The 25,047-nt window shown below is 34.3% G+C and carries 30 protein-coding genes and 1 tRNA gene; 8 read left to right on the forward strand and 23 right to left on the reverse strand.

Annotated elements, in window-relative coordinates:
* Nucleotide 1 precedes the first annotated feature (1 nt).
* From cas1 to C6990_RS09870, 4 genes are read right to left on the reverse strand one after another with little or no spacing between them, the layout of a single operon-like run.
* Nucleotides 2–1,213, reverse strand: coding sequence for a CRISPR-associated endonuclease Cas1 (gene cas1, locus C6990_RS09855; RefSeq protein WP_182130911.1), 1,212 nt, complete (start codon nt 1,211–1,213; stop codon nt 2–4).
* The gene (locus tag C6990_RS09860; protein ID WP_182130913.1) at nt 1,210–2,637 is read right to left on the reverse strand and encodes a hypothetical protein; all 1,428 of its coding nucleotides are present in this window, start codon (nt 2,635–2,637) and stop codon (nt 1,210–1,212) included. Before C6990_RS09860 ends, cas1 begins: the two co-directional genes overlap by 4 nt.
* Entirely contained in the window at nt 2,634–3,590 is a 957-nt protein-coding gene (locus C6990_RS09865; protein WP_182130915.1) for a hypothetical protein, read from the reverse strand. The genes C6990_RS09860 and C6990_RS09865 overlap by 4 nt, the downstream gene beginning before the upstream one ends.
* Nucleotides 3,587–4,291, reverse strand: coding sequence for a hypothetical protein (locus C6990_RS09870; RefSeq protein ID WP_182130917.1), 705 nt, complete (start codon nt 4,289–4,291; stop codon nt 3,587–3,589). Before C6990_RS09870 ends, C6990_RS09865 begins: the two co-directional genes overlap by 4 nt.
* A gap of 56 nt (nt 4,292–4,347) precedes the next feature.
* Between C6990_RS09870 and C6990_RS09875 the strand changes: the two genes are divergently transcribed.
* From C6990_RS09875 to C6990_RS09885, 3 genes are read left to right on the forward strand one after another with little or no spacing between them, the layout of a single operon-like run.
* On the forward strand, nt 4,348–4,833 hold the full coding sequence (locus tag C6990_RS09875; RefSeq protein WP_182130919.1) for a hypothetical protein: 486 nt from the start codon (nt 4,348–4,350) through the stop codon (nt 4,831–4,833).
* Nucleotides 4,833–5,291 carry a hypothetical protein gene (locus C6990_RS09880; RefSeq protein ID WP_182130921.1) on the forward strand — a complete coding sequence of 153 codons (459 nt, stop codon included), beginning with the start codon at nt 4,833–4,835 and terminating at the stop codon, nt 5,289–5,291. Before C6990_RS09875 ends, C6990_RS09880 begins: the two co-directional genes overlap by 1 nt.
* Entirely contained in the window at nt 5,288–6,160 is an 873-nt protein-coding gene (locus tag C6990_RS09885) for a hypothetical protein (RefSeq protein ID WP_182130923.1), read from the forward strand. Before C6990_RS09880 ends, C6990_RS09885 begins: the two co-directional genes overlap by 4 nt.
* Before the next feature lie 332 nt (nt 6,161–6,492).
* Here the strand turns inward: C6990_RS09885 and C6990_RS09890 are convergent.
* Both C6990_RS09890 and C6990_RS09895 read right to left on the reverse strand, forming a co-directional pair.
* Nucleotides 6,493–6,579: transfer RNA gene (locus C6990_RS09890), tRNA-Ser, on the reverse strand.
* Between the two features lie 33 nt (nt 6,580–6,612).
* Nucleotides 6,613–7,359, reverse strand: a complete 747-nt coding sequence (locus C6990_RS09895; RefSeq protein ID WP_182130925.1) for a metallophosphoesterase family protein — start codon at nt 7,357–7,359, stop codon at nt 6,613–6,615.
* Between the two features lie 109 nt (nt 7,360–7,468).
* Here C6990_RS09895 and C6990_RS09900 point away from each other — a divergent pair, with 109 nt between their 5' ends.
* Nucleotides 7,469–8,500 carry an isocitrate/isopropylmalate dehydrogenase family protein gene (locus C6990_RS09900; RefSeq protein WP_182130927.1) on the forward strand — a complete coding sequence of 344 codons (1,032 nt, stop codon included), beginning with the start codon at nt 7,469–7,471 and terminating at the stop codon, nt 8,498–8,500.
* On the opposite strand, the gene C6990_RS09905 is transcribed toward C6990_RS09900, so the two are convergent.
* From C6990_RS09905 to C6990_RS09940, 8 genes are all read right to left on the reverse strand, one after another.
* Nucleotides 8,501–9,034: a HemK2/MTQ2 family protein methyltransferase gene (locus C6990_RS09905; RefSeq protein WP_182130929.1), complete on the reverse strand. Its 534-nt coding sequence runs from the start codon at nt 9,032–9,034 to the stop codon at nt 8,501–8,503.
* Nucleotides 9,009–9,716 (reverse strand): 16S rRNA (adenine(1518)-N(6)/adenine(1519)-N(6))-dimethyltransferase RsmA, encoded by a 708-nt coding sequence (gene rsmA / locus C6990_RS09910; RefSeq protein ID WP_182130931.1) that lies wholly within the window; start codon nt 9,714–9,716, stop codon nt 9,009–9,011. Before rsmA ends, C6990_RS09905 begins: the two co-directional genes overlap by 26 nt.
* Nucleotides 9,713–10,279, reverse strand: a complete 567-nt coding sequence (locus C6990_RS09915; protein ID WP_182130933.1) for a DUF655 domain-containing protein — start codon at nt 10,277–10,279, stop codon at nt 9,713–9,715. The genes rsmA and C6990_RS09915 overlap by 4 nt, the downstream gene beginning before the upstream one ends.
* A 20-nt stretch (nt 10,280–10,299) precedes the next feature.
* A complete protein-coding gene (locus tag C6990_RS09920; RefSeq protein WP_182130935.1) occupies nt 10,300–10,626 on the reverse strand; it encodes an RNA polymerase Rpb4 in 327 nt (108 codons plus the stop codon).
* A 1-nt stretch (nt 10,627) separates the two neighbouring features.
* The gene (locus C6990_RS09925; protein ID WP_182130937.1) at nt 10,628–10,927 is read right to left on the reverse strand and encodes a 50S ribosomal protein L21; all 300 of its coding nucleotides are present in this window, start codon (nt 10,925–10,927) and stop codon (nt 10,628–10,630) included.
* Between the two features lie 57 nt (nt 10,928–10,984).
* On the reverse strand, nt 10,985–12,040 hold the full coding sequence (rlmN, locus tag C6990_RS09930; RefSeq protein ID WP_182130939.1) for a dual-specificity RNA methyltransferase RlmN: 1,056 nt from the start codon (nt 12,038–12,040) through the stop codon (nt 10,985–10,987).
* Between the two features lie 93 nt (nt 12,041–12,133).
* On the reverse strand, nt 12,134–13,297 hold the full coding sequence (gene radA, locus C6990_RS09935) for a DNA repair and recombination protein RadA (RefSeq protein WP_182130941.1): 1,164 nt from the start codon (nt 13,295–13,297) through the stop codon (nt 12,134–12,136).
* 102 nt (nt 13,298–13,399) lie between these two features.
* On the reverse strand, nt 13,400–14,515 hold the full coding sequence (locus C6990_RS09940) for a DDE-type integrase/transposase/recombinase (RefSeq protein ID WP_182130943.1): 1,116 nt from the start codon (nt 14,513–14,515) through the stop codon (nt 13,400–13,402).
* Between the two features lie 91 nt (nt 14,516–14,606).
* Between C6990_RS09940 and C6990_RS09945 the strand changes: the two genes are divergently transcribed.
* Entirely contained in the window at nt 14,607–14,819 is a 213-nt protein-coding gene (locus C6990_RS09945; protein ID WP_182130945.1) for a hypothetical protein, read from the forward strand.
* 9 nt (nt 14,820–14,828) lie between these two features.
* Here the strand turns inward: C6990_RS09945 and C6990_RS10915 are convergent, their stop codons facing one another.
* Both C6990_RS10915 and C6990_RS09950 read right to left on the reverse strand, forming a co-directional pair.
* Entirely contained in the window at nt 14,829–15,884 is a 1,056-nt protein-coding gene (locus C6990_RS10915) for a restriction endonuclease subunit S (RefSeq protein WP_220463381.1), read from the reverse strand.
* On the reverse strand, nt 15,885–17,825 hold the full coding sequence (locus C6990_RS09950) for an HsdM family class I SAM-dependent methyltransferase (protein ID WP_220463382.1): 1,941 nt from the start codon (nt 17,823–17,825) through the stop codon (nt 15,885–15,887).
* A gap of 216 nt (nt 17,826–18,041) precedes the next feature.
* On the opposite strand from C6990_RS09950, the gene C6990_RS09955 reads away from it, so the two are divergent.
* Entirely contained in the window at nt 18,042–18,785 is a 744-nt protein-coding gene (locus tag C6990_RS09955; protein ID WP_182130947.1) for an Ntn hydrolase family protein, read from the forward strand.
* On the opposite strand, the gene C6990_RS09960 is transcribed toward C6990_RS09955, so the two are convergent.
* Nucleotides 18,751–18,912, reverse strand: coding sequence for an AbrB/MazE/SpoVT family DNA-binding domain-containing protein (locus C6990_RS09960; RefSeq protein WP_182130949.1), 162 nt, complete (start codon nt 18,910–18,912; stop codon nt 18,751–18,753). The genes C6990_RS09955 and C6990_RS09960 overlap by 35 nt on opposite strands.
* A gap of 87 nt (nt 18,913–18,999) precedes the next feature.
* On the opposite strand from C6990_RS09960, the gene C6990_RS09965 reads away from it, so the two are divergent.
* Nucleotides 19,000–20,130 carry an IS6 family transposase gene (locus tag C6990_RS09965; RefSeq protein ID WP_255465422.1) on the forward strand — a complete coding sequence of 377 codons (1,131 nt, stop codon included), beginning with the start codon at nt 19,000–19,002 and terminating at the stop codon, nt 20,128–20,130.
* Here C6990_RS09965 and C6990_RS09970 read toward each other — a convergent pair whose 3' ends face one another.
* Together C6990_RS09970 and C6990_RS09975 are read right to left on the reverse strand one after the other, a co-directional pair.
* Entirely contained in the window at nt 20,131–20,403 is a 273-nt protein-coding gene (locus C6990_RS09970; RefSeq protein WP_182130951.1) for a hypothetical protein, read from the reverse strand.
* 31 nt (nt 20,404–20,434) lie between these two features.
* Complete coding sequence (locus tag C6990_RS09975) at nt 20,435–20,620, reverse strand: hypothetical protein (protein WP_182130953.1); 186 nt, start codon at nt 20,618–20,620, stop codon at nt 20,435–20,437.
* Nucleotides 20,621–20,828: 208 nt separating this feature from the next.
* On the opposite strand from C6990_RS09975, the gene C6990_RS09980 reads away from it, so the two are divergent.
* On the forward strand, nt 20,829–20,972 hold the full coding sequence (locus C6990_RS09980) for a hypothetical protein (protein WP_182130955.1): 144 nt from the start codon (nt 20,829–20,831) through the stop codon (nt 20,970–20,972).
* Nucleotides 20,973–21,262: 290 nt separating this feature from the next.
* Here C6990_RS09980 and C6990_RS09985 read toward each other — a convergent pair whose 3' ends face one another.
* Genes C6990_RS09985 through C6990_RS10000 form a run of 4 tightly spaced genes read right to left on the reverse strand, consistent with a single transcriptional unit; the run spans nt 21,263 to nt 25,011 of the window.
* Nucleotides 21,263–21,445 (reverse strand): 30S ribosomal protein S30e, encoded by a 183-nt coding sequence (locus C6990_RS09985; RefSeq protein WP_048115322.1) that lies wholly within the window; start codon nt 21,443–21,445, stop codon nt 21,263–21,265.
* Nucleotides 21,446–21,485: 40 nt separating this feature from the next.
* Entirely contained in the window at nt 21,486–23,210 is a 1,725-nt protein-coding gene (locus C6990_RS09990) for a B12-binding domain-containing radical SAM protein (protein WP_182130957.1), read from the reverse strand.
* A 51-nt stretch (nt 23,211–23,261) separates the two neighbouring features.
* Complete coding sequence (locus tag C6990_RS09995; protein WP_182130960.1) at nt 23,262–24,074, reverse strand: dihydroorotate dehydrogenase electron transfer subunit; 813 nt, start codon at nt 24,072–24,074, stop codon at nt 23,262–23,264.
* Nucleotides 24,058–25,011, reverse strand: a complete 954-nt coding sequence (locus tag C6990_RS10000; protein WP_255465428.1) for a dihydroorotate dehydrogenase — start codon at nt 25,009–25,011, stop codon at nt 24,058–24,060. Before C6990_RS10000 ends, C6990_RS09995 begins: the two co-directional genes overlap by 17 nt.
* Nucleotides 25,012–25,047: the final 36 nt, after the last annotated feature.

A 25,047-nucleotide genomic window follows, 5' to 3' on the forward strand; every position in this document is an offset into this window, starting at 1 on the left:
TTTATTCTAATTTTTCTAATATTTTGTCATAGATTTTCATTTTATCTTTTGACTGGACATTCTTTTTCATATACCATAACGTAGATTTGTTAATACCTAACTTCTTTCCCTCCTCAGGACTCATTGACAAAATCTTTTGTCTTAACTCTAAATTATCATCACGATTAATCTTAATTGGTGGAATCTTAATCTCCAAAGTCTTTTTCCTGTCTCCAACAAACTGTGCAAGCTGTGAGATGTTATTGTTTAGAATATTCTGATATGCAAAATATTTTTTGCCATAGGATACCTTGAGATTGAAATTGTACTTTATCTTATCAACTAGTAACTTTGCAGTTGATTGTTTTAATCTAATGTGATAGTTTTCAGTTAGAATAAAATCTGATTTCTTTAGCTTGTTCTCTTCTAGTAATTGAATGACAGACAAATCAATTAACCAACGGAACAACTCTTGACAATCATAAACCAAAGGAGTTCTGCTAAGTAACGTCTCATGCAAGAATCCAATCTGTGTGTCAAGACCGACAGAGTTGAGAGATTTTTTGATTTCAGCTGCTAGGATAGAATAACCATAGTTTAGCAGTGCATTGATTTCGTCTGCTGCATGGTCTGCTCTTTTGTGATCAATGCTGGAGCGAGTCTCAAATGAGAATTGCGGTGCCAGTTTGCCAAATACATCTCTGATGTACTCAAAGTAGATTTTAGCGATTCTTGCCTCATGGCCCATTATCTCAGGGATTTTGTGCGTGTTTTTGGCTGATTTGGTACGGAAAATCTCAAATTCGGCCTCAAATCTCTTCTTGATTTCATTTTTGTCTATAGGATAAAATTTTGATAATTCCAATAATAGATTCAGTGAAGAATCAATCTTTGATTTGACAATCTTTTCTGCAATAGAATATCGTATTATTCCATCAAGGTGTTTCTTGTATTGGAATAATCTCAACTTTCCTGAAATTGTTTGGTCTGGCAGTGTTGTTGCCAACAGATTTCCATCCCAGTTTAACAAAGTTAGATGAATATTATGTTTCATCAGCCACCTCATTGACTCAAAGGAAATGTTTCCAGTATGACCGTCAATTATGATACTGTCATGCTCTATCTTGTGTGGTGCAAATTCCAGTCTTTTGTTTTGCAGTTTGTTTGTAACTACTAGTTTTCTCTTGTCTACGTTAATTGATGTGCCAAAGCCTGAAATTAGTAAGGGATTCATTTTCTCCTCCAATAAATGATCAAACCTATACCAGAGCCAGTTCCTGCAACCAGTGCAATAACAATCAAAGTCAAATCAAAGTGAGAGTCATTAAATATTCCAGTTCCAGAACCGAATCCCATACTTTCTTCAGCAAAGTATACTTTTTCACTTGCCATCTTCATCTCTTCACTATCATCATAAGCATCATGTTCAGGTCCAAATTGAAATCTGTATTCTGCTGGTGCATATTTTGAATCACATAGTTTTCTGTCTTTATACCAAGTGCCATCAAGCTTGTCACATTCTTCTTTGTCATTTACAATTGGAATTCCTGTTTCAATGTCATAATTTCCAATTCTTTGGCATTGATCATTTAGTATCATGCCACGTCCTCCCAGACAGATTTTTTCGCCATCTTCATTAACAATTTCATAAGAACTTGTAACTTCGGGTTTTGGTTCTGGAGGAGGAGCACCAAATGCATCCCGGTCTAAATATTCACAGTCAATGTTGTCAATAAAGTGAGTAGCATTCCACCAACGAAGTTCAGGTTCTATGCAAGCCTGTCCAGATTTTTTACATTCACAATTATCCAAGACATCTTGTAGCTTGCTGTCTGGTTCTTCCATATTCTTTTTGCATTTTCCAAAGTCATGTTTAGGATTTGGGTCACATGTTGGAAGATCCTTGTTCATCTCTTCAAAAGTAGTGCAGACGCCATTAGACAATCCATATCCTTCCTCACAGCGTTCCACATATACAGGATTTTCAGAATAATAGTTTCCATCCTCAGGCCCAGGCTCCCATATGTAACCAGCAGGAGGAGAAGTTAGTTTAGTGGTGCATGAATCAGTATTGCCGTTTTCAACGTATACTTTGTAGGTTTTTCCAATGGTATAATCAACACTTACTGAAGAACTTGTAACAGCATCATCGTCATGAAATATTTTTCCAGTGTTATCTAAGACATGTTTTGGAGTATCGACTTTTCCTTTAATCACATCATGAATAAAGAAGGTAACTCTCTGCGGTCCATCATAATTGTCAAGGCGTGTAACGGTTCCTGTAAAGACAAGTTCAGATGATTTTAACTTTGCATCATAGTTTATTTCTTCAGTACAAAGCGCATAGGCATATTTGATTTCCATGCCACTTGCAATATCAAAATAGACAGGTTCTATGAAACTAATGTAAAGTGATTCTAAAAATCCAGGTGTGCCATGTTCTGTAGGATGCCATGTGCATGTTAGTAAATCAAATGAATGTGTATGATTGTACAATCCAATTGAAGGAACGACTTGATGTTCTTTAGGAGGAACACAGTTTTGTACCCAATCAGATTTTTTTATTTCTTGGTCTTGGTATGACAAATAATATTGATCAGATGCCAGCAAAGATGCAAGTATCACAACAATTATTCCAACAATTATCAAGATTTTCATTTTCTCTTCTCCATTAACTCTGACAATTCCTCAGGAATGCTTCCATATTGTTTCTCATATTGCTCAATTTGTTCATGTAAGCTTTGCTCATCATAGTTATAGTGAATAATCTGTCCAACAAGGTTTCCAAGTTCCCCTAGTTTGTTCATCTCTGAAATAAATTTCCAATGCGACTCATTATCTATGGATTCTATCATGGATTCTTGTCGTAATTGATGGCGTTGATCACGCAATGTCAATGAGTATTCATAAAGAGATTGTCGCCATGAATCAAGTTCTATGTTACAGAAATGTCCATTAGAATAGCTAGAGAGGACATCATCAGTGTTGAATGAGGCAAACCTATAGTCGGTGTTTTTGTCAAAACAATTCAAATGGTATGGCTGCTTGTCAGTTATCTCATTAGTACAAGTATCAAGATGAAAGTATGTTGATGCAAGCTGATTTTTTTCATTTGTTGCAATCAAACCATAGTGAATGTTTGATATGTCATTTCGCTCATCAAATATGTCCAGTTCCAGGGTGTGTGAGGCGTATTTTTTGGAAAATATCTGAAAATTCTTTGTCTGGGAGATTTTTTGCAGTTGCAGAGGAATATTTTGCTCTATGGCGCATATTGAGGATGGAACATAGTCAAATTTTTCTGCTCTTTGCTGCACAGTCATGAAAGGATATTGGCCTTCAAGCAGTGTGACTTTGGAGATCTTGATTCCAAGCAAATCTAGTGAGAGTTCCTTGAATTTTTCTCCCATCAGTATTCTTGATGCGTTGAATTGCTGCATGTTACCGTCTAGTTTGTATTTTTTTGACTTTTCATTGATGGAAATTATTTCGTTTGTTTGTTTTTTAAATGACAGGGATTTTGGGATTTCATTTGGGTTTTGATATACAAGAAACAATGTTGCAGATACCAAGACTGCCATGACAGATATGATTTTCAGTTCAGTCTTCATTTTTTCATCCTCAGCTTTGCTTTTGTAATGTTTCGTAATCGTTTGAGTTCTTCAGATTCTTCTTTTGTTACTTTTCCATCCTCAAATATTGCCAAGATGTCTTTTTCTTTTTGTGACATGATATCAAGATAATCCAAGGATTGTTCTTTGATTGACTTTACCAAATCCTTGTATTCTAGAATGAATCCCAAAATTATTTTGCCGTCTTTAGCATCATCAAGTTTGATGTTTTTGTTTTTAATATCCTCAATAATGTTACGATACAAAGTTTGATGTAGATTGTTTGCAGTCTCTTTTGTAATTGGATTGTTCTTTGAGAGTTTCTTGTCATAGACCAGATCATCTTGGATTCCCCACGGCAAATCATAATAGTACATTGAACCTCTAATGTTGTCATAATCCTCATGATACAACCCGCCATTTACCAGAATCTTGTTAATCAGCATCCCGATAATTCCAAAGGAGAGAAGAGAGTTTTTTCCTTTCTTAGTTATTGCATATGCCTTTTTGTGTTGGTATATTACAAGTTCAATCTTTTTTTCATCCTCCAGTTCTTTTCTGAGTCGATTGGCACTGCTTGGGCCCTTGCCGTACTGCCGTTCAAGTTCAGAAAATGGCAGTGGTTCAGCCTCCAAAAGCGACAAAAATCTGTTTTTTCGTAGCTCTTTTGTGACTGATTCTTCAATATCTTGAGTATACAATGGTAGTTTACTACCATTTGGTAGTTATTAAGTATTATTCAGCTATCTTGTATTATGTGAAGCAACAAATCCACAAAAAGCCCTGGAACAAATTAACTCCAAGACAGAAGAGCACAAGAAAAAAGGCACTAGCAGTAATCACACAATCAAAAAAATCAAAAAGACCAGTATCAATCATTGCAAGAGAAAATGAAATCTCATTGAGTACAGTTCAAAAACATACCAATGCTTTCAAGAAGGTAAAGGGCAGGTGGATTCCAAAAAAGTGGGACAAGGTTTCACGTTCTGTTACAATTGTAGAGAACGGCAAATTTCGTTCTGTACAGGTTTCTGACTCCAGACACTCTACTACCATAGGACGATACCACAATGCAGTAAGGCACTATCTTAACACAGGGGACTCATCCAAGCTAAAGAAATTCAAGAAAAAGAAAATTAGAGATTCAAACGGTAAACTGCATTCCTTTGAGACTAGATTAAAGATAATCGAAGAGATTCACGAATCCATTGAGGAGATTGAATTCTTTGAGGTGTATGATTGATGATGTTAGAGAATTACGATCCACTAATTATATTCAATGACAAAATCTCTACCGTACATGATAGAATTCAACATGAGACAAACCAAACTAGAATTTTTCTAAATGCATTATTCAATCAGACACTACAAGAGTCAAAGACTAGAAAAAAGTATTGTGAAATCTGTTTGGTCAGACATGTTTCATTTGAGGGACACCATGTAGCTGGAAGAAAGCACGACCATAGACAAATCACTGCATGCATTCCATGCCATAACATCCTGACTGGAACACAGAAACTTTGGGATTCTAGATGGTGGGATGAGACAGAATCAGAAGTCTTGAGATTATCCTTTTTGTATCATGGTGTTTATGATGTTTTAAAATTAATTTCTGCAAAAAGACAAGATTCTCTTTACTCTCAGATTGCAGATTCTATCATTCCAATGGTCTCATATCTGCAAAATGGGGCTCAAAATTGAGCCTAGATTCGGTGTTTTTGAGGTGTTTTGCAGATTCTCACGGTACACCATATGATGACACTTTCAAAATAGAACCAAAACCAAACGACTCGATTCATCTTGTGTTAGGATATGATAGAAAATCAGATTATGGAACATGCATCATTTGGATTAATCAGAAAATCTCAAAGAGTCTCTTTTTCTGTACTGATAACACTAAACAATCTGCAATAAAGAAACTGGATTCTAGATTTCCCATTTATTCTAGAAGAGAGTTTGTTGAGAAGATATTTTTTCCATATGTTCAGAAAGCAAGGGCAAAGTGCATTGGATTTGAATTGCCATACATCATATCAAGGCTTGCTACTCATACCACAGAATCAAGACGTCATCCAAACGGTTTCTCTTTTACATTGTCAGACAAGGCAAAAATTCCACACATAGTAATCAAAAACATTGATAGTAAATCACAGTTCATCGAGTTTAACAAGACATTTAGAAAAAAGATCAAAGACAATATTCCATATTACAGAGGATGTTTTGTTGATTGCAAAACTCTGGGATTTGTGTTAACAAACAATTCATATGATTTAGAATCTATCATTTCTGACTTTGATGTTCCCATAGTTTTGGATGAATCTCCAATCAATTATGCCTTGGCAGTCTATTCTTTGTACAGACAATTGATGAACAGATTCAAAATGTTTTGTCTAGACAAGCTAGAAAACAAGTTGTTCTCACCTGCAACTATAGGAAAATCATATCTAGAAAAGATTGGCATCATTCCATTTCTAAAACAGGAATATCATAGATATACCAAACATAAATTAGAACATGGTAATTTATTGATTTTATTTACTATCTTTTTTTTAATAAAATATAAAAAATAAAAGATATGCCAGATGAAAGTTGCAGAAAATGTGGCAAACCACTATACACAAACACAAAATGTAGTGATTGTAGTACAATATTTCAAGAAATATGCATGAATTGTGGGAATAAACCGCTTCCAAGGTATCATTTTTGCATTAAAATAAATAAAAATAAAATTATAATTTGAAAATTCACTTTTTTATCTATCTTTTATTTTTTAAAATATCTCTTTTTTTAAAATAAGATAGATCTAGCTTAAGATATTTTTTTTTAAAAAAATATAGACTCCCCTATAGTCTCAGATGGAATCAGTGCAAAACCCCATGCCTCAACTATATACACGTTTTAATGGCGCGGGGAGAGGGATTTGAACCCACGAGTTCTTGCGAACATAGGATTAGCAATCCTACGCCCTACCAGGCTAGGCGACCCCCGCACAAATATGCCTAGAATTAATCTGTAAATAAATTCACTCGTCGCTAAATTGACTATAATTATTAACGATTTCATCAATTGGAAGTCTTTTTCCACCTACTATTTTGAGATCCACATGAACTTTTTTGTCAGTAATTGTGAGAATGTTATAGGTGTTTTCAAAGAAACCGCGAACACGCTCAGAAGTAGCAGTTCCTGCATTTACTACTGTCAAGGTTCTAAAATTCCAAGCCCATGGTCTATGCTTGTGTCCACATAAAACAATGTCAACTTTGGTATCTAAAACAGTACGCAAAACATCTCCGGCATCAACAACAGTTAGTTGATCAGACCCAGTGTCTGGAATCGCAATTAAATGATGATGCATTGCAACAATCTTTACTTTATCTTTGTATTTTTTCATGGTTCTCTCCAACCACAAATTTTGCCTGTAACCTACTTCACCTTCATTTCTATCAGGTCTTGCTGTTCCAACAGTAACTAAAACTACATCATCACTGATCTCATTTACAGCTTCAAATGGAAAGAATTTTTTGAATAATAGATAACCGGTGTTTCGATAATCATGATTTCCACTAATTGCAATAATTTTTTTTGTGTTAAATTTATCCAACATTGACTTGCATTTTTCATATTCCTTCATCATTCCTTCATTTGTTAAATCACCAGTGATTACAATGACTTCAGGTTTTAGTTCATTTACTTCAGAAACTAGAGTATCAAATTTGTCTTGTAAAAATTGAGAGCCAACATGCAGATCAGAGATTTGAACTATTTGCATGAGATTGTTTGGACAAATCAGGTATTAAATTATCACTATAGAAAATATGTAGATGTAAAATGATTTTCAAGGTAGAATTAAATAATAAACTCCTCGAAAATATTCAGTTTTGAGTAAAAAAGCTGCAGTAATGAAAGGAGACGGTATTGGTCCTGAAGTTGTAGAATCAATGCTCAAAGTTCTAAAAGAATGCAATACTCAATCAGAGATTATTCTTTGTGAGGCAGGCTCTGAGCAATGGGACAAAAATGGAAGAAAAGACAAATCATACATCCCAGATGAGACAATCAAGATTTTAGAAGAATCTGATGCCTGCTTTAAGGGACCAACTACAACCATTCCAGTTCCAGGAGCTCCAAGAAGTGTAGCAGTTACTCTGCGTCAAAAATTTGAATTATATTCTAACATCAGACCAACTAAAACTTATGATAGATTAACACCCAATAGAAAACTAGACTGTGTGTGTTTTAGAGAAGCAACTGAAGGATTGTACACAGGTGTTGAGGCAAGGATTAACGAAGACGCAGCAATTGCAATTAGAAAAATTACAAGACAAGGTTGTGACAGATTCCTAAATTCTGCACTGAAATGGGCAAAACAAAACAACATGAAAAAAATGGTTGCAATTACAAAAAGAAATATCCTAAAAGAAACAGACGGAATTTTTTGGAATTGTGCTCAAAAAGCAGTCGAGGGAACAGATGTAGAATTATCAGAGATTTACATTGATAACATGGCACAGCAAATGGTAGTTGCCCCTGAGCAGTTCAATGGCGCAGTTCTTGTAAGTACTAATTTGTTTATGGATATTATTTCAGAGTTAGCTTCAGGATTGGTAGGTTCTATTGGATTAATTTATTCAGCAAATATGGGGGATGATTTTGCAATGTTTGAAGCAGCACATGGAAGTGCACCGCAGTTTGCAGGACAGAACAAAGTGAATCCCACTGCTACTGTTCTATCAGGAGCTTGGATGGCAGAATATCTTGGTGAGAAAGATATCAGAGATGCAATATTTGATGCAACATATCAAGTCATCAATGAAGGAAAAACAGTAACATGGGATATCGGAGGTAATGCATCAACTACACAAATGACAGATGCAATTATCACATATGCAAAAGATAATCTAAGAAAATAATTAGTTAGTAGCCTCTACCAGAATTAATTCCTCAAAGAATAATTTCTTTTTTGCCATAATTCGCGTTTTCAAGCCTAATTTTTGAGCATAGTCAATTAATTTTTGATAGTTAGATAACGACGATGTAACAAACACAAATTTTCCATTTTCTGCAATATTGTTAATTACAGAATCAAATATTTTCTTTGGAATCTCAAATCCCTCTGCACCACCATCTGTTGCAATATCTAGTATTTCATCAGTTGCAAGATAGGGTAAGTTGCATACAATGAAATCAAATTTTATTTTTAGTGCATCAGAGCCACTACAGCAAACAAGGTTTTGTGTTTTGTAGGTTTGATCCTTTAGTACTGCAAAATTAATGTCAGTTCCAACTACAAGAGAAAAATTCTTAGATAGTAATTTTGTCAGATATCCAGAGCCACTACCAATATCCAAAGCACAGTCTCCTTTTTCATCTTCAATGTTTTTTACAATGAAGAAGGTATCCTCTGAAGGAGGATATTCTTCATTTTTTAAGAATTTGGTTTGCAAGATTAATTATTTCATCTCCAGAAAGATCATCGACTCTTTTATCTATTTCACTTTCTTTATTGAACTGTTTTAAAATATTTTTTACAGTCTTTCTCCTATATGAAAAAATTTTGTTGATTGTTTGGATTAGATCCTTACTCATTACATTTTTTTTAACAATTTTTAAAATTACAGAGTCAACTTTTGGAGGAGGTGAAAAATTGTTTTTTCCAACATTTGAGAGAACCTTTATTTCAAAAGAGTAATCAGCTATGACGCTTACTGCCTTACGTTTTTTTGATGATTTTGCAAGTAGTTTCTCTGCAAATTCTTTTTGAACCATTATCACTCCATGGGAAAAAGAAGATTCTGCAAGCCACTCTATTGCGTCTTTACTCTTAGAATATGGAAGATTTGAGACAAAGATTGTGAAAGAATCTTTTGCCTTAAAGCCATCACCGGATTTTAAAACTAAATTATCAATGTCTGAAAACTTTGATTTTGCATTTTCGGTTAGCTGCTTATCTACATCAACTGAAATTACCTTTTTTCCATTCTTACACAATAGTGGAGTCAGAATTCCTAATCCTGTTCCCAGTTCAAAGACAACATCATTTTTTGTAATTTTAGCCTCAGAAGCAATGGTTTGTGCTATAGGATTTGAGTTGAGAAAGTGTTGTCCGAAACGTTTTCGTTTTATCATCTCTTTACAAAGAGATTCATTCTGCTTTCACCAGTTATTTCATCCATGATTCGCTCAGAAATGTGTTTAACTGGTTCTTTGAATCCAACTCTTTCTTGTAAATCAGCATAGCTTTCAAATTTTTTCTTTTCTCGTTCTTCAAGCATTGTTTTCATGTAGGTCTTTCCAATTCCAGGAATCAACTCTAGAGCATGAATTCTTGGTGTTAATGGTTGTGCTTTGTTGAGATACTCTACAAATTTAGATTCATTATTAGTTACAATGTTTTCTACAACAGTTGGCAATTCGCTTTGTGCAGATGATGATATCTTTTCATACTCCATCTTTCCCAATACAGATAGAACCTTAGTTCTGCCATCTTTTCCGATATAGATTTTCTCACCTATCTCAAAAGTAGAATTTGGAATTCCAAGAATTTCTAAAAGAGTTAGACGGTCTTCTCCAATTGCTGTAACGATAATTCCTTCCCGTCCTCTCACAGTTGATGATTTCCCTCGAGGATTAAAATCCAAAACATAAGCATGTTCCTCATATTTTCTAGGTGGGGATTGTGCCCTATACAAAATAAAATTCTCCGAAAAACTTAGGAATGCCCCTTGATTATATTGAGCATTTTTTCTAGAGTTTCAGCAAGAATTAGTTTTTTCCAGCCGAATGTAAATGAACGTAGTTCAGCTAAACTGGTTGGTCTAATGTTTACAATTTCAACAGCTTCATCTTCTGTTAGTTCACATTCTTTGATGAGTTGTTTCTTCATTTCTTTTGCATCTTTTGATTCGATTGTTGCAAATTTTGAAACATAATCATAGGTCCATCGCTGAATTTGATCCATATCCTCAGGATCAACTTTACCTAAGATTTCTTTAACTTCTGAAAGAGAAATGGCTTGTTTCTTTTGTACTTCTTCCATATCATACACCGAATGGTTTAATGTGATCCAATCTAGTGATTAAGGTTTTCGTTTTTTCACCTAATTTGACATCAAGTGTGATTGCACGTCTACCAACATTTGTAATACGACCTACTTTGCCGTGATATCTTCTGTGTGGTAGTCCTTTATGTTGTCTAGGATCAATAATGACAAGGGCTTGCTGACCTTCTTGGTATTCACGTAACAAGAATGAGACTCCTCTTGGAGAGTCTTTTTTCATAACAGATCTTGATTTGTGCTTAAATCCATGTGAACGACCATGAGATTTCTTAGTTGCCATTAAGTGTCAAATCTCCGAAAGCCCTATTTTAAGACTTAGAACAGGATTTAGGAAAAATCACCCAATAATATCAGTTCTAAGTTGACCACAAGCAGCTGAGATCTCAGTTCCTTTCTCAACCCGTATTGTACAATTTACTCCTGCATTCGTTAAAATTCTCTCAAATTCATAGACTCTGTTTGTTGATGGTCGTCTAAAATCGCCTGCTGTAGGATTAATTGGAATCAGATTGACATGAGAGCCATTCCCTTTCAAAAGTCTAGACAATTCCTCTGCTATTTCAGGGGAATCATTGATTCCATCCATCAGAGCATATTCAAATGTCACACGCCTTCCAGTTTTTTTGAAATAACGTCTGCCTGCATCAATGATATCTTCAACAGAATTAGGTCCTGCAGTTGGAACAAGTTCTTTTCTTAACTTGTTGTTTGGAGAATGTAACGATATAGCAAGACCAATTTGTAAATTTTCTTCTGCAAGTTTATCGATTCCAGATACAATGCCTATTGTAGAGATTGTTATGTGTCGTTGTCCAAGTCCAAATCCTCTATCATGTGTTAGAATTCGTATTGCTCTAATCATCTCGTCATAGTTTGCCATTGGCTCTCCCATTCCCATAAACACTAGATTCGTTACGTGCTCTCCTCGTTTTTCCAAAATTTCTGCAAAATGAATTACTTGAGATACAATATGTTCTGCAGCAAGATTTGTTTTGAAACCCATCTGTCCTGTTGCACAAAATACACATCCCATTGCACAACCAATTTGTGTAGAAACACAAATAGTTGATCTTGGATGGCCTCCAATTTTTGATGAAGGGTATTGCATTAGAACAGTTTCTACTGCATTATCATTATTTAGATCAAGCAAAAGTTTTGTTGTTTCACCATCATCACTTACAACTCTATGAGTTTCTTTTGCAGAGCCAATAGTGTATCCAGATTCAACAAGTTCTTGTCTTAATTTTTTTGGGAGTTGTGGTATGTCGTTGATGTCTTTAGGGAATTTGTAATATAATGGAAGTAAAATTTGATCTGCACGATATCTAGGATAGCCCATGTCAATTACTAATTGCTCCATCTCTTCAGGAAGTAATCGATATAGATCAGTCATTATGTATTGACAGTCTCAAATGATATTATAATTTAATCAATAATATTGAAAATAAAAGAAAATTCAAAAAGAATTGAAGAGAAAGGAGAAGAATTACTCTTCAATTGGTTCTGAATCATCTAATTCAGGGTCTACTGTAGATTTTACAACATCCTCGACTTCAGGTGTTTCTACTGTAGCCTCGACTTCAGGTGTTTCTACTGTAGCCTCGACTTCAGGTGTTTCTACTGTAGCCTCTACCTTAGGCTCTTTTGCTGCTTTTGTTTTTTTGGTAGTCTTTTTCGTCTTTTTCTCAGCTTCTTCAGGATCAATTACTCCTGCTTCGCCTAGAGCAAAGATTACTTCCTCTTCAGGGTGGTGAGGACTATCTACCATTCTAGCAATTCGCTTCTTACCTGATTTCTTAAAGTAGATTCTATAGGTACTTGTATGTGCAACTACGTTTCCACCAATAGGTCGTGTTGGATCTCCAAAGAAGACATCAGGTGATGCCATAACTTGGTTGGTGGCAATTGCAGCACAGTTGTATGTTTCTGCAATCCTTGATAACAAATGAACAAAGTGATTGAGTTTTTGTTGTCTGACTGACAATGTTCCTCTTCCGAGATATTCAGCACGGAACAATCCAACTGCAGAGTCGGCAACAATTAGTTTAACATTGTTTTCTTCAATTATAGGACCGGCTTCTTCTAGAATCAATACTTGATGTGCGCTGTTATATGCACGAGCAACTATGATGTTATCTAGAACTTTTTCAGGATCCATGTCATGAGCTTTGGCAATGGATACGATTCTTTCAGGTCGAAAAGTATTTTCAGTATCAATATACAAAACACTGCCTTCAAGACCGCCTTCTTCTTTGGTTTTTTGAACCATTACAGACATTGTATGAGCAAATTGTGTTTTACCACAACCAAATTCACCATAAACTTCTGTTAAGGCCTGAGTCTCAAGACCACCATCAAATAATGTATCAAGGCAGTTTGTACCAGTTGTAATTTTACCAATGCTTTGTCGGTGTTTGTAAATTTCACTTGCACTAACAAAATGTTTGGCAATTAATCCCCCATCAACTAAGTGTTGTCTGGCTTTATTGACAATTTTTTCAGCAGTGTCCTTTTCCATTCCAGTTATTTCTGCAATTTCTACAGGACCCCTGACGATGAGGTCCATGACGTTGTGGACACCTGCATCGGATAATTTTCTTGTGGTTACAGGACCTACGCCCTCTAAACTATCTAATCTTAAATCTTCCATACCGTATGGTACGGTACCAGTACTTTATAAGAGTATTGTTTTAGGGTTCTGCTAACTTGTCGAGACCTGAAATATAGATCTTCTCCAAATTGAGTTTCATTCCTAGTTAGAATTTGCCTTGTGTAAACTGGCGTTTTGGATTATGGTTTTCCACCTGTTCTTTCCATCTACTTTTATCAAGGCTTCCTCTGATGGGGTCTTTCCCTTCAAAGCACCATGTTTCTTTGTGAAATTGTAATATGCTTTCATTCCATCAATTATAGGAGTATCTTTTTTCTTTAGACCTCTAAACACTTTTTCTCTGTCTCTAATCTCCCCATTGAGACGTTCCATTTTATTATTATTCATATCACCTTGAATGTGAATATGTCTAGTATGTTGTGTCTTTTTGCCAAATATCCTCTTTGAGGATTTTCTATATGCTGGCAATCCATCTGTTATGAATTGAGTTGGATTTTTGCCTATCGCCTCTTTTGTGAGTTTTAACAAATTATCTGCATTATGTTGAAACTTTGTGTCTGCCATATCAGAAGCAAGCCAATACCTTGTATCATCATCCATGCTTGCAAATAGATATTTTTGTTTGCCTGCAACCTTTATCCATACTTCATCTGCCCTAACCCAATTTCCAGTTCTTGGAATAATCTCGTTTAGATACTTTGAAACCATTGTAGAGTATTTACAAATCCATTTGTATATAGCAACATCAGATACTTCAATTCCCATCATCTCATAGTGATTTGAAATATCACGTGTTGACATTCCAGAATAGTACATCTGCAAAGCACCTGTAATCGTATTTACATCAAATCTTGTTTTCTCAAATCCATGATTTGCTGAGAATTTCTTTTTACAGTCAAGGCACTTGAAAATCTGAACTGTACAGTTCTTGTTCTTTCTAGTTCCTTTTTTGGTTATTCTGCCTGAATCACAATATTTGCAAAGATTAAGTTGAGAACGTTCCATGATTCTAAATACATTGTTTCTGTAACACTTATTTTTCATGATTAATTCCAATACAATTTTGATATGCTTACAGTCTGCCTTTCTAACTGAATGGTCTTTGCACTCACAAACTAGACCGTTATCAGTCTTTGATACGATGTAGAATGTATTAGGATTAGTTTGTGAACGAACCTTGAATCTGTTTGATTCAAACTGTGAAGCATAGCCTGATGATTCCATCATTTGTTTTGCTCGTTGTTTTCTTGGATTCATTGTTATACTATATTGGTAGTATAACTAGAATATATAGTTAGTTATCAAAGTAGTATAACTTTATTAAAGTAGAAAATGTTTCGATAGAGTAATGGGATCACGTAACATCAAGAACATTAAGGGTAAGGACTATCTTTACTACATAATTTCTGAGGATGGGAAGAAGAAAGCAATCTATTGTGGTCTATTATCAAATCCAGAATCAGAAAAGAAAGCATTGAAACTGGAATTAGGACAATTAAAACAACAGAAAAAGAATCTATCTGAAAAAGTCATTGAGATAGAAAATAAGTTGAAAAAATGATCAATTGGATTATTTTAGATTGTTAGAATATGGTAGGGATTTGATATAATCTTCCATAAACTGCCAATCAGGTTTACCTTCATCATCCACAGGCAGTTTGATTATGGAGTTATTCATTCTATCGAGACTCCATTTTCTACTATAATTATATTTGAATTTCTCTAAACGTATCAAAGAAATCAAAAACATTGCAATAAACTGATTTAATGTAAATTTTGGAACAAATACATGAACTGCTTCTGTGGAACAAAATGGGAATGGTTGATAAAATGATTCTCCTACACTGCCATCTCTATTGACTGTTATTACATTACCCCTATGTTCAGGTTTGATATTCAACTTTCCAGTCAAACCATTATTTTTTTCAAGAGATGTGATATACGGGGTTTCTCCATTTTCATCCATATCTTTTTTTTGTGCACCTTGACCTTTACCTCTTTCAATTGAAAACAATTTATCATATCTGAAATATTCCCATTTTCTATCACTTAATTTTAGATTTAATTGATGAAATGATTTTTCAGGTATTGTAAGTTTAATAGATTTTTTTTGTTCAATATTATGAATATAATCTTCCATAAACTGCCAATCAGGTTTACCTTCATCATCCACAGGCAGTTTGATAATCATACTATGTAATCTTGCACTATCTAAAATTCTACCATAAGAATATTTCATTTTTTCTAACCTGAATAGAGTTATTAAGAAAATAGCAGTGTATTGATTTAACTTTGTATCTTTTTTTGGAACTAACGCCTTCACTCTTGTAAATACAGCACCTAATTCAGATTGATAAAAAGCATGCCCTGTGTTTACCCCTATTGAAGCAACAGATATGAAATTCTTGAATTTTTTATTTCCGTCATATCGTACTTTACCCTTAATCCCATTATTTGTTGTGAGATTTTCTATGGAATTTACCCAAACACCATCCTTGTGTTTTGGATCATTCTCTTTAGGTTTATCACCCCCTGTATACATAGTAAACAAATCATCAATTTTGAATTCTTTCCAATTTTTTACATTTAAATCAAATTTGTTGTCTTGATTATTGGATATTTTCATTTAATCACTGTTTGCAAGTTTGAATGAAACGTAATCTTTTATGGATTTGACAAAATCATCTTCTTTTAGAATAGAATAATCTACCTGCATATATGCTTCAACACACCATTCATCTTCAGGTGTAAGTAACTTTGTAAAACAATAGGGGGTTCTTTTTTTATTTTCATATTCATCTAACCATTGAGTTCTAATTTTTTCCCATTTGTTATTATAATCGGCTCTACCAAAACGCCTTGTTTTTACATATCCATCATCTTTCCAATATCCTAGAAATGTTTCTTTATTCTTAGGATGTGGTTGATGTGCTTTGAAAACTACAATTGCACAGATAGTTCCGACATTTGAATTGAAAAATAATTCATTAGGCATTGAAAAAACTGCATCTAAAGTATGTTTTTCCATCAATCTCTTCTTTAGTTCTAACAAATGTCCTTCAGTTGCAGTAACACAACTCATGGGTATGATTGCAATACAAGTACCATTTGGTTCTAATATCTCCAAATTATTTAATACAAACTCAAATTCTTCAGTGTCAGATTTTATATTTTTATACGGCGGATTCAAAAAACCCACATTAGGTTTCATTTCTGAACCTGTTTTCTTTTTAAAATCTTCTTTAGACTGTTCAATAAAATCTGGTTTGAAACAATCTCCTTTGAATATACTACTTGAACCGTCTTTATGAATAAACATATTTGAACATGCTAAAGCAAATATGTCATTTTGAAATTCAAAACCGATAATTTGTTTATTCTTAATATCTTTGATTTTTACATTATTTCCTTTAGCATCATCAATCATCTTATTCATTGCACTAATCAAAAATCCACCAGTACCACAACAATTATCAAAAACTATTGAATCCTTGTTCACTTTTGCAAGATCTACAAATAAATCGGTAATATGTGGGGGTGTGAGAACAATTCCTAATCCTTTATCTGAATTAGCATATCTAAGAAATTCAATATAAAATTGACCAAGTACATCATGTTTGTACGTTTTGATAAAACTGTGAATGTTAGTGTCAATGTCTTTTATGATGTCTTTTAAAATATTAACATCTGAAACAAACGATTCATGATGTCTAATGAAAGAATACTCTCTTTCTAAATCTTGGATCTTCATATCCTGTATATTCCCTTCTTTCAATTCTTCAGAAATTGTTGTCACCAAACTTCCACTGAGAGTCTTTGGCTTCTTATGTTTTTCATAAGATGTTTTGAATACCTCGTTTCTAAGAGCAAGTAAAATACCTGAAATTAACAAACTGCGTATAGATTCTTTAATTTTTAATTTATGTAATCTTTCATTGAGTTGTTTTGAATATACCATTAAATCGTTAAAATCTTGATGAAGTTTATGTTCATCATTTTTGTATTCATCTAAGTAATTTTCTAATGACAATAAATCAACCCCAAGAAAATCTTTGGCTTCAAAAGTATCACGTATTTGCAGAAATTGAGATACTTTCAATTCTTTTTTTGTTTCTCCACTAACTGCAATAGAAATAACATCAAAACTTTTAGAAAGAAAGGATGAATATAGTAAAACACCATCAACTGCATACTCTGAATAATTATCTCTTTTCTTACTTTCATGTTTAGTTATGTCTGCTTTACATTCGATAACAATAATCAAATTGGATTCATCTTTAAAAGAAATTATAAATTCAGGTTTACCTTTACCTAATCCTTTCTTTGATGCATTTTTGAGTAGTTTGTTAATTCTTGGGTTTATTGAATCCTGTTCTTCTATTATGACTTTGGAATCTTTAACTAATGCATCTTTCTTGAAATGTTCTCTTACGATATTTTCGGTAATTCTCTCATTCATCAGACTACATGTCTGACCTTCGAGAATACGTTGATCCCCCCCCTTGTCAATTTTTTTGTGATCTGGGATCAATTCTAACTTACTCATTTTTCTAATATTGTTATTCATGCCTGATCAAGTCTCCGTTTTGCTTGGTGTTGACTTGGAAAATGTTTTCCATTGAGTTTTTTGTTGGGTCTCGACAAGTTAGCAGAACCTGTTTTAGGGTTCTGTCAAATCTGCGGTGGAAAATATGACCTGTAAAAAATCGGTTGATTGGAGTGGAAAATGAGTAAAAATCAAACCTACAGATCTTTTATTAGGTACCGAAAGAATACTTTTGATATGACCTATATTTTGGGTGCATCATGTATCGATGGAGTAGTTTTAGTAAGTGACCAAAAATTTCTTCGTGGAAGTACACCATCTTATCATGAGAAATTAGTTGAAGTTTTTCCAAGTGTGATAATGGGTGGTGCAGGCACAAGAGGTATTATTGATAGATTTTATGATGAAATAAAACTCAAAATTGAGAATGAGGACATTACAAATATTGAAGAATTAATTAATTATTCAGAAGATAGGACTTTAGATATTCATAGAAGATATTATGGGAGGGCAGATGGAATGGAGTTATTAATTGGGTTACGTGGGACTGGTGGCAAATCAAAACTGTTCAACATTGTAACTTCTGGTGGAGTGGCAGAACCAATCAAAGAATACATTGCAATTGGTTCGGGTGTTCCATATGGTTCATTTTTACTGAAGGAATTATGGAATAAAAAAATGACAATGATGGAGTTTGCAAAAGTAGGTTATTTCCTTGTTGATTATATTACAAAATTTAAGTTAGAGGATTCAGTTGGTGGAAATCCAAAAGTTTGGTTTATTCCAGAAATTATAGAAGAAGAGGGTAAAGATGTTAATGATCTTATTCAACAATATCCAGCTCGTACGGCAAACAAATCAGAATTAGAAACTATGAAAAATTATTCAGACATACAAATAAATAAAATCAATCAAGCATTGGAAAATTTAAAAACATTGCCTAAGATTATTTCTTCTTCACAACAAGACGATCCTTCTTAGAATCCATTTCTAATTCGGCACCTTCTTTCCATCCTAATTCTTTAATTTTTTCTGGTGGAATTACCACTACCCATTTAGCATATTCTTCATTACCTACCTTTCGAGAAAGTTGTTTTTGTAGTTTCATATTATCAATTATGTTAGGTGCCTAATAAATTGAATGTTAATCTTTAGGTACCTAAATGTTTATATAATTAGGTACCTAATAACAAATATGGAAAGAGAACCCAACCCACGACAAGAAAAAGGAAAACAGATAGCACTAAAATCAGATTTAATCAGAATTTCAGATTATCACTATCAGGTACATTCACAGACTACTAACAGAGATTATCATGTCATTAAATCAGACGGAGTATGGCATTGTGACTGTCCAGACCATAGATTCCGTAAAGTATGCTGTAAGCACATTCACGCAATAGAATTTTCCCTCAAAATCAGAGAGGAAGTACGAGAGAGAAACAAGGTTACAATCGAGCCTGTAAGTGTGGATTCATGCAGATTCTGCAAGGGTAAAAACATCAAGAAATACGGCATTCGTAAGAACAAGCATACAGTAATTCAAAGATTCTCGTGTTCAGACTGCCACAGAACATTTTCAATGAATCTAGGCTTTGAGAAAATGAAGCATAATCCTAAAGGAATCACGACTGCCATGCAACTCTACTTTTCAGGGGAGTCATTAAGAAACGTGGCTAAATCACTTAGATTCTTAGGAATGGACGTAACACATCAGACAATTTACAACTGGATTCAAAAATACACAAAACTAATGGAATCATACATTGATAAAATTACCCCACAAGTCGGTGATGCATGGAGAGCCGATGAAGTCTATGTAAAGATTCGTGGTGATTTGAAATATGTTTTTGCAATGCTTGATGATGAGACTCGTTACTTAATTGCACATGAAGTAGCAGATAGAAAAGAAGGTCATGATGCAAGAGGTCTATTACAAAAATCAAAACAAGTTACACAAACCAAACCCAAAGTGTTCATCACAGACGGATTAGAATCATATCATCAAGCATACAAGAAAGAATTTTGGACATTGAAAAGGCAACATAGAACTTTACACATCAGACATATTCACTTGCAAAAAGATTACAATAATAATAAAATGGAAAGATGGAATGGAGAATTTAGAGATAGAGAGAAAGTAATGAGAGGAGTCAAGAAAAAAGATACGCCAATTTTGAAAGGTTTTGAAATCTTTCATAATTATTTTCGTCCACATTCTGCATTAGACGGAATGACGCCAAGTGAGAAATGTGGGATTACAATTAACGGGGACAATAAATGGATTACATTGATTCAGAATGCTAAAAATAACGTAGCAGAATAATTATTTTTTTGAATTTTTTCGAATATCTTTTTCTTTAGATTTATCGTAAAGATATTTGAAAATAGTGAAGTCAATTAAATCAGGTTCAAATTTTGCTTCCAAATAATCCTCAAGAAAATCCTGTTCATATCTATCAATAGAAACGATACTTGAACGATCCTGTCTATGCTGTAAATAAAAAACGGGTGCATCAGAATTTGGGTTCAGAATTTTAAATCCAAGTTGTTCTAAAACTGCAAGAACACGATGTTGTTTGTATCTTTTTTTTGCCAATCAAAAGAAGAGAAGAAAGTGCTGTTATTGACTATTTCGCTGCCTTTTTGAATACTTTCTCATATTCTGTAATTGCGCCCTTAATTTTTTCTAATGCGTCTTCACTTGTTTTTCCATACACAGATATCTCTGGATTAATATCGCACTTTCCAATATATCCCTCACTAAGTGGGGATATTGTATAGGATGCTTTACTTGCTGCCAATGTATTTTTCATGTTACAATTCTCACTTATATAATTATGGAAGAATTTCTAGATCTTACACACTATGTTATTTGACAAAACAAGAATCTTCATGAATCATCAAAAATCAACAAAAAACTATCAAAAATCATCCAAAAATAACCAAACCAAATCGTTAAACCTTCATTTCCACTCCGCTACAAAAGTTAAACCTTCATTTCCACTAAGTATACTTGGATACTTGGATACTTGGATACTTGGATACTTGGATACTTGGATACTTGGATACTTGGATACTTGGATACTTGGATACTTGGATACTTGGATACTTGGATACTTACACAAAATTGAAGAAAAAATTATGATAATTATTGAAGGGTGCTAAGATAATAGAAACTAGCACCAATACCAGCACTAATTATTGCAGATATGATTATGCCTTTAATCCATACACGCATATCCAAATTTGAAAGATGTGACTTAAGGAGGTTACTGATAAAAATATTCTACAAATGGTGAAACGTTGATGTTTCACATATTGATCGCTATTACGCCTAGTGCGGTACCGCCTAAATTCTCATCAACCGACTTTTTACGCCTGAATTACCAACCGCAGGCTTGACAGAACCTGTTTTAGAATTAGATCGTAAAATGATAAATTTTAGTAAAAATTGACTAACGTCGCTTTCTTCTTTGTCCTGGTTTGTTCTGTCCAGGGAATCTACCTAGGACAAATCGTTTTTTGAAGTTACTTTTGTTTCTTAGACTAGAGCTAGTACCTACAATTTTTCTTCCTTCAACCTTTGGTGTCTGTCCTCTCACTTTACCTGCTTTGGTAAGTGAACCGTGTGTTGCCATGTTATAAAATAGGAATTAGTGAATTTATGTATTTGTATGACTACCAGTATTTGGCCTTTACAGTCTCAATAACTTGTTCGTGTTCCTTACTCTTTCTACGTGCATATCTCTCCATGGCACCTAATGGAACACCGCCAAGAGATCTTGCAATGGCGTTAAAGAAGTATCTTTGAGGTCCTTTAGAACCAGTTTTGGTCATGAATTTTTGAATACCATATTTGAAATTGTGCTGCCATGTCTTGTATAGAACTCCAAGCTGAGCAGGAGTCATTTCATTTCCGATATTAAAGAAATCAGATTTTTCTAGCAATCCAATAGGAACGAAGGTTAGTGCAGTTGCAGTAAACATGGAATCAGGTTGCTCATGCTCTAGTTCACTGAGTAAACGAATTGTCTCCCAAGAGTCTTCAGGAGTTTCATCATTATCAAGACCCATAATTAATGTGAAGGCAGGAATCCAATAGTCCTGATTTAATGTCTTAACACCTTCTTTTACAACCCAGTGCCATTCAGATGGATCATAAGGGGCTAATTTTCTATCAGCGTATTTACCAATTAGTCTAAGACTGCCAGTTTCAAATCCAGCTTGAACACCAATCATGTTGTCAGGTCCTGCTTTGATAATTTTAGAAAGATTTGGAATTAATTTTTCATCAGCAATTGCTCCTGCCAATGTACCATGTGTGGGATTTGTGTGCTCAACTCCTGTAGACATGATTGCTGTAAATAGTTCTTCAAGAGCTTCTCTGTTTGGCTCCATTCCTTTTGCGGTTCTAGGATCCATTCCATAAACAAAGATATCATCACTATGAATCCAAGCAGACTTGGAGCCACCTTTCTTAATGTTAACTTCAATTTCTTTTTTGACTTTTTCTGGAGAATAGTATCTCAATGATCTTAATGTAACATCACAGAATTTACAACCTCTACCACAACCACGCATTACCTCTACCATTCCATGCATACTTGGTTCTACAATGTCAGGAATTTCTTCTAGTTCAGGTCTATCCCAGAAATTAACAAATCGTCCATGGATTTTTTTACCATTTCTTTCAAATTCTTTTACGTTGACTTTAAAGTCACTTCTCTTTCTGAAAGGATCCATATTTTCAAATTCACCATTAATCAAATAATTGAAGAATCTTCCAGCATGTCCGTCAATTTCAGGTGCAATTCCACCCAATTCTCCCTCTAGAATTGCATAGATTCCAAACTCTTCAATTTTTTCTGGATCATAATTGTATTGCCAAGTTCCAGATGCACCGGAAATCACTTTTGCCTTACTACCAGTTTTTAATTTAGCAGCTTTGATTCTATGATGTAATTCAGCATTGTAAAATTCATCATAAGAGGTTTGTTTTCTACCATAAGTAAATGTCATTGTTACAGGACCCATTCCAAGAGGATCCATTTCATAAGTTCCAACAACTTCAGTTTGAGGGCCAATGAATTTTTCAATGTGATCAGGATGAGCTACAACTACATCTTGTCTGCTAAATCCATCTCGGAGTAAACCGGCTTCTAATTTTCTCAAACCGTATGGGGCATAGTTTGCAACACCATTTGTGTGAGGAATATAATTACAAATAAAATCAAACAGAATTTTTGGGGTTACTTGATTTCCAAGAATTTTGTACCAAAAACTGCTTTTATCCCGATTAGGGTCAAGTGCAGGTGCACATCCAAAAAAGGTAGCTAATGAAAGTCCTCGATATGGAGACATTAAAGTTCTGTCTGCAGTTAAAACAATTTTCGGAGTTCCCATATCCTTCAAGGAAATAATTTTATGATTTATTTTAAACCTTGCTAGCGAAATTCAATATTTTTCTAAAATTCCAGCCTTATTCCTGTAAAAATGACCAAATTCCTTGTTTGAAGAAAGATGCTCACCATCAAAGACAGTACCATCCCTGCATACTAGGTCTTCACCAACGCAGCAACTTCCACAAATTCCAACACCACATTTCATCATTCTCTCAAGACTTGCTTGGACAAACATGTTCCTTGAATGTGCAGATTGGACAGTTTTATACATCATTATTTCTGGCCCACACACATACACACCATCAAAATGAGATTCATTGACTAGTTTTTCAACTAAATCAGTAACAAAGCCTTTTTCGCCATAACTTCCATCATCAGTTGAAACGAGTACTTTGTGAGAATTGTTCTCCAGCATGCTATTTGCAAATTCTTCAAAGAAAACTTCATCTTTTGATTTTGCCCCTATCAGAACAGTAACATCATCTGTAGGTTTTACAAATGAAAGCAATCGCATCATTGGAACAAGACCAGTTCCACCACCCACTAACAAAAGTTTTCCTTCTTTTAGATCAAATGAATTTCCATAAGGACCGCGAATTCCAATCTGTTGTCCTTCTTTGATATTAAATAATCCAGTTGAAGCTGGTCCATGTTTTCTCACAGTAAATGCAGCTTTTCCAGGTTCTCTAGTAATCATTACACTCATTGGTAATTCATTAACTCCGGGAATCCAAACCATTGCAAATTGTCCAGGAAGTACATTTGACATTACATCATCAGAAAAAACCAGAGTTCTAACAGTAGGTGTTTCATCAATTACTTTTTCAATTGTGACAATTGTTGTATGATTATGATTTCTTTGCAAGACCCACCATCTCCTTTATTGAAGAATAATTTTTTCTTTTCATGTATTCTAGAATACCATTATTGATTTCACCAAATACATTTATCCAATTATCACCAACCGCACTTCCAAGTTGAATTGCAGATGCACCTGCCAAGAAGAACTCTACTGCATCCTCCCAAGTTGAGACACCACCACATCCAATAATTGGAATGTCATATTTTGAAGAAATCTCATACACACATCTCAACGCAATAGGTTTGATTGGAGTTCCAGATAATCCACCAAATTTATTGCTAAGAATAGGTCGCTGTGTTTCAACATCAATAGCCATAGCCCTAACAGTATTGATTGCAGTAATGGCATCAATTCCAGAATCTATTGCAGTGCCTACAGTGTTAAGATAATGAGTAGTTCCTAAACCGACTTTAGCAATTATAGGAACATCAGTTGAATTTTTAGATGTAGTTACAATCTTTCTAACTAGTTCAGGATCATCGCCAACTTCCAAACCAACTTTGGCAACATGAGGGCAGGATAAATTTAGCTCATATGCTGTAACTTTACAATTTTCAAATTGTTTTATCATAAACTCAAAATCTTCAGGAATTGAGCCAACCAAACTAACTACAATTGGAACATCTTGGTTTGGTTCAATCATTTTAGCAAAATTTGGAGCTCCAGGGTTGGATAGGCCTACAGCATTTATCCAACCACCACCTTTTACGCCAAAGATTGTTGGATTTGGATAACCCTCCCATGGTTCTGTACTAAGTGATTTTGTTACAACTGCACCAGCACCTGAACGATATAATCGATTAAAAACATCCAAAGATATACCTAAAATTCCAGATGCAAGCATTACAGGCCTATCTAATTGAATTTGACCTATGGAAGTTGCAAGACTGGTTTCCACTTTGAATAATGAACTTGGTTTCGAATATAATAGTTGATTCACGATTCTGGTACCTTTTTTAAAGGTGATTTAGAATCA

Origin of the sequence: Nitrosopumilus sp. b3, from assembly GCF_014078525.1 — an archaeon.
Lineage (GTDB): Archaea > Thermoproteota > Nitrososphaeria > Nitrososphaerales > Nitrosopumilaceae > Nitrosopumilus.

What these genes read in the sequence shown, in the direction of transcription:
- C6990_RS09945 (WP_182130945.1), top strand. Translation starts at nt 14,607, where the DNA reads ATGGGATCACGTAACATCAAGAACATTAAGGGTAAGGACTATCTTTAC.
- C6990_RS09960 (WP_182130949.1), bottom strand. Translation starts at nt 18,912, where the DNA reads ATGAAACTACAAAAACAACTTTCTCGAAAGGTAGGTAATGAAGAATAT.
- C6990_RS09865 (WP_182130915.1), bottom strand. Translation starts at nt 3,590, where the DNA reads ATGAAGACTGAACTGAAAATCATATCTGTCATGGCAGTCTTGGTATCT.
- C6990_RS09990 (WP_182130957.1), bottom strand. Translation starts at nt 23,210, where the DNA reads ATGGGAACTCCGAAAATTGTTTTAACTGCAGACAGAACTTTAATGTCT.
- C6990_RS09920 (WP_182130935.1), bottom strand. Translation starts at nt 10,626, where the DNA reads ATGGAAGAAGTACAAAAGAAACAAGCCATTTCTCTTTCAGAAGTTAAA.
- C6990_RS09985 (WP_048115322.1), bottom strand. Translation starts at nt 21,445, where the DNA reads ATGGCAACACACGGTTCACTTACCAAAGCAGGTAAAGTGAGAGGACAG.
- radA (WP_182130941.1), bottom strand. Translation starts at nt 13,297, where the DNA reads ATGGAAGATTTAAGATTAGATAGTTTAGAGGGCGTAGGTCCTGTAACC.
- C6990_RS09860 (WP_182130913.1), bottom strand. Translation starts at nt 2,637, where the DNA reads ATGAAAATCTTGATAATTGTTGGAATAATTGTTGTGATACTTGCATCT.
- C6990_RS09950 (WP_220463382.1), bottom strand. Translation starts at nt 17,825, where the DNA reads ATGAATAACAATATTAGAAAAATGAGTAAGTTAGAATTGATCCCAGAT.
- C6990_RS09965 (WP_255465422.1), top strand. Translation starts at nt 19,000, where the DNA reads ATGGAAAGAGAACCCAACCCACGACAAGAAAAAGGAAAACAGATAGCA.
- C6990_RS09895 (WP_182130925.1), bottom strand. Translation starts at nt 7,359, where the DNA reads ATGCAAATAGTTCAAATCTCTGATCTGCATGTTGGCTCTCAATTTTTA.
- C6990_RS09925 (WP_182130937.1), bottom strand. Translation starts at nt 10,927, where the DNA reads ATGGCAACTAAGAAATCTCATGGTCGTTCACATGGATTTAAGCACAAA.
- cas1 (WP_182130911.1), bottom strand. Translation starts at nt 1,213, where the DNA reads ATGAATCCCTTACTAATTTCAGGCTTTGGCACATCAATTAACGTAGAC.
- C6990_RS10915 (WP_220463381.1), bottom strand. Translation starts at nt 15,884, where the DNA reads ATGAAAATATCCAATAATCAAGACAACAAATTTGATTTAAATGTAAAA.
- C6990_RS09975 (WP_182130953.1), bottom strand. Translation starts at nt 20,620, where the DNA reads ATGAAAAATACATTGGCAGCAAGTAAAGCATCCTATACAATATCCCCA.
- rlmN (WP_182130939.1), bottom strand. Translation starts at nt 12,040, where the DNA reads ATGACTGATCTATATCGATTACTTCCTGAAGAGATGGAGCAATTAGTA.
- C6990_RS09955 (WP_182130947.1), top strand. Translation starts at nt 18,042, where the DNA reads ATGACCTATATTTTGGGTGCATCATGTATCGATGGAGTAGTTTTAGTA.
- rsmA (WP_182130931.1), bottom strand. Translation starts at nt 9,716, where the DNA reads ATGATAAAACGAAAACGTTTCGGACAACACTTTCTCAACTCAAATCCT.
- C6990_RS09940 (WP_182130943.1), bottom strand. Translation starts at nt 14,515, where the DNA reads ATGAATCCAAGAAAACAACGAGCAAAACAAATGATGGAATCATCAGGC.
- C6990_RS09880 (WP_182130921.1), top strand. Translation starts at nt 4,833, where the DNA reads ATGATGTTAGAGAATTACGATCCACTAATTATATTCAATGACAAAATC.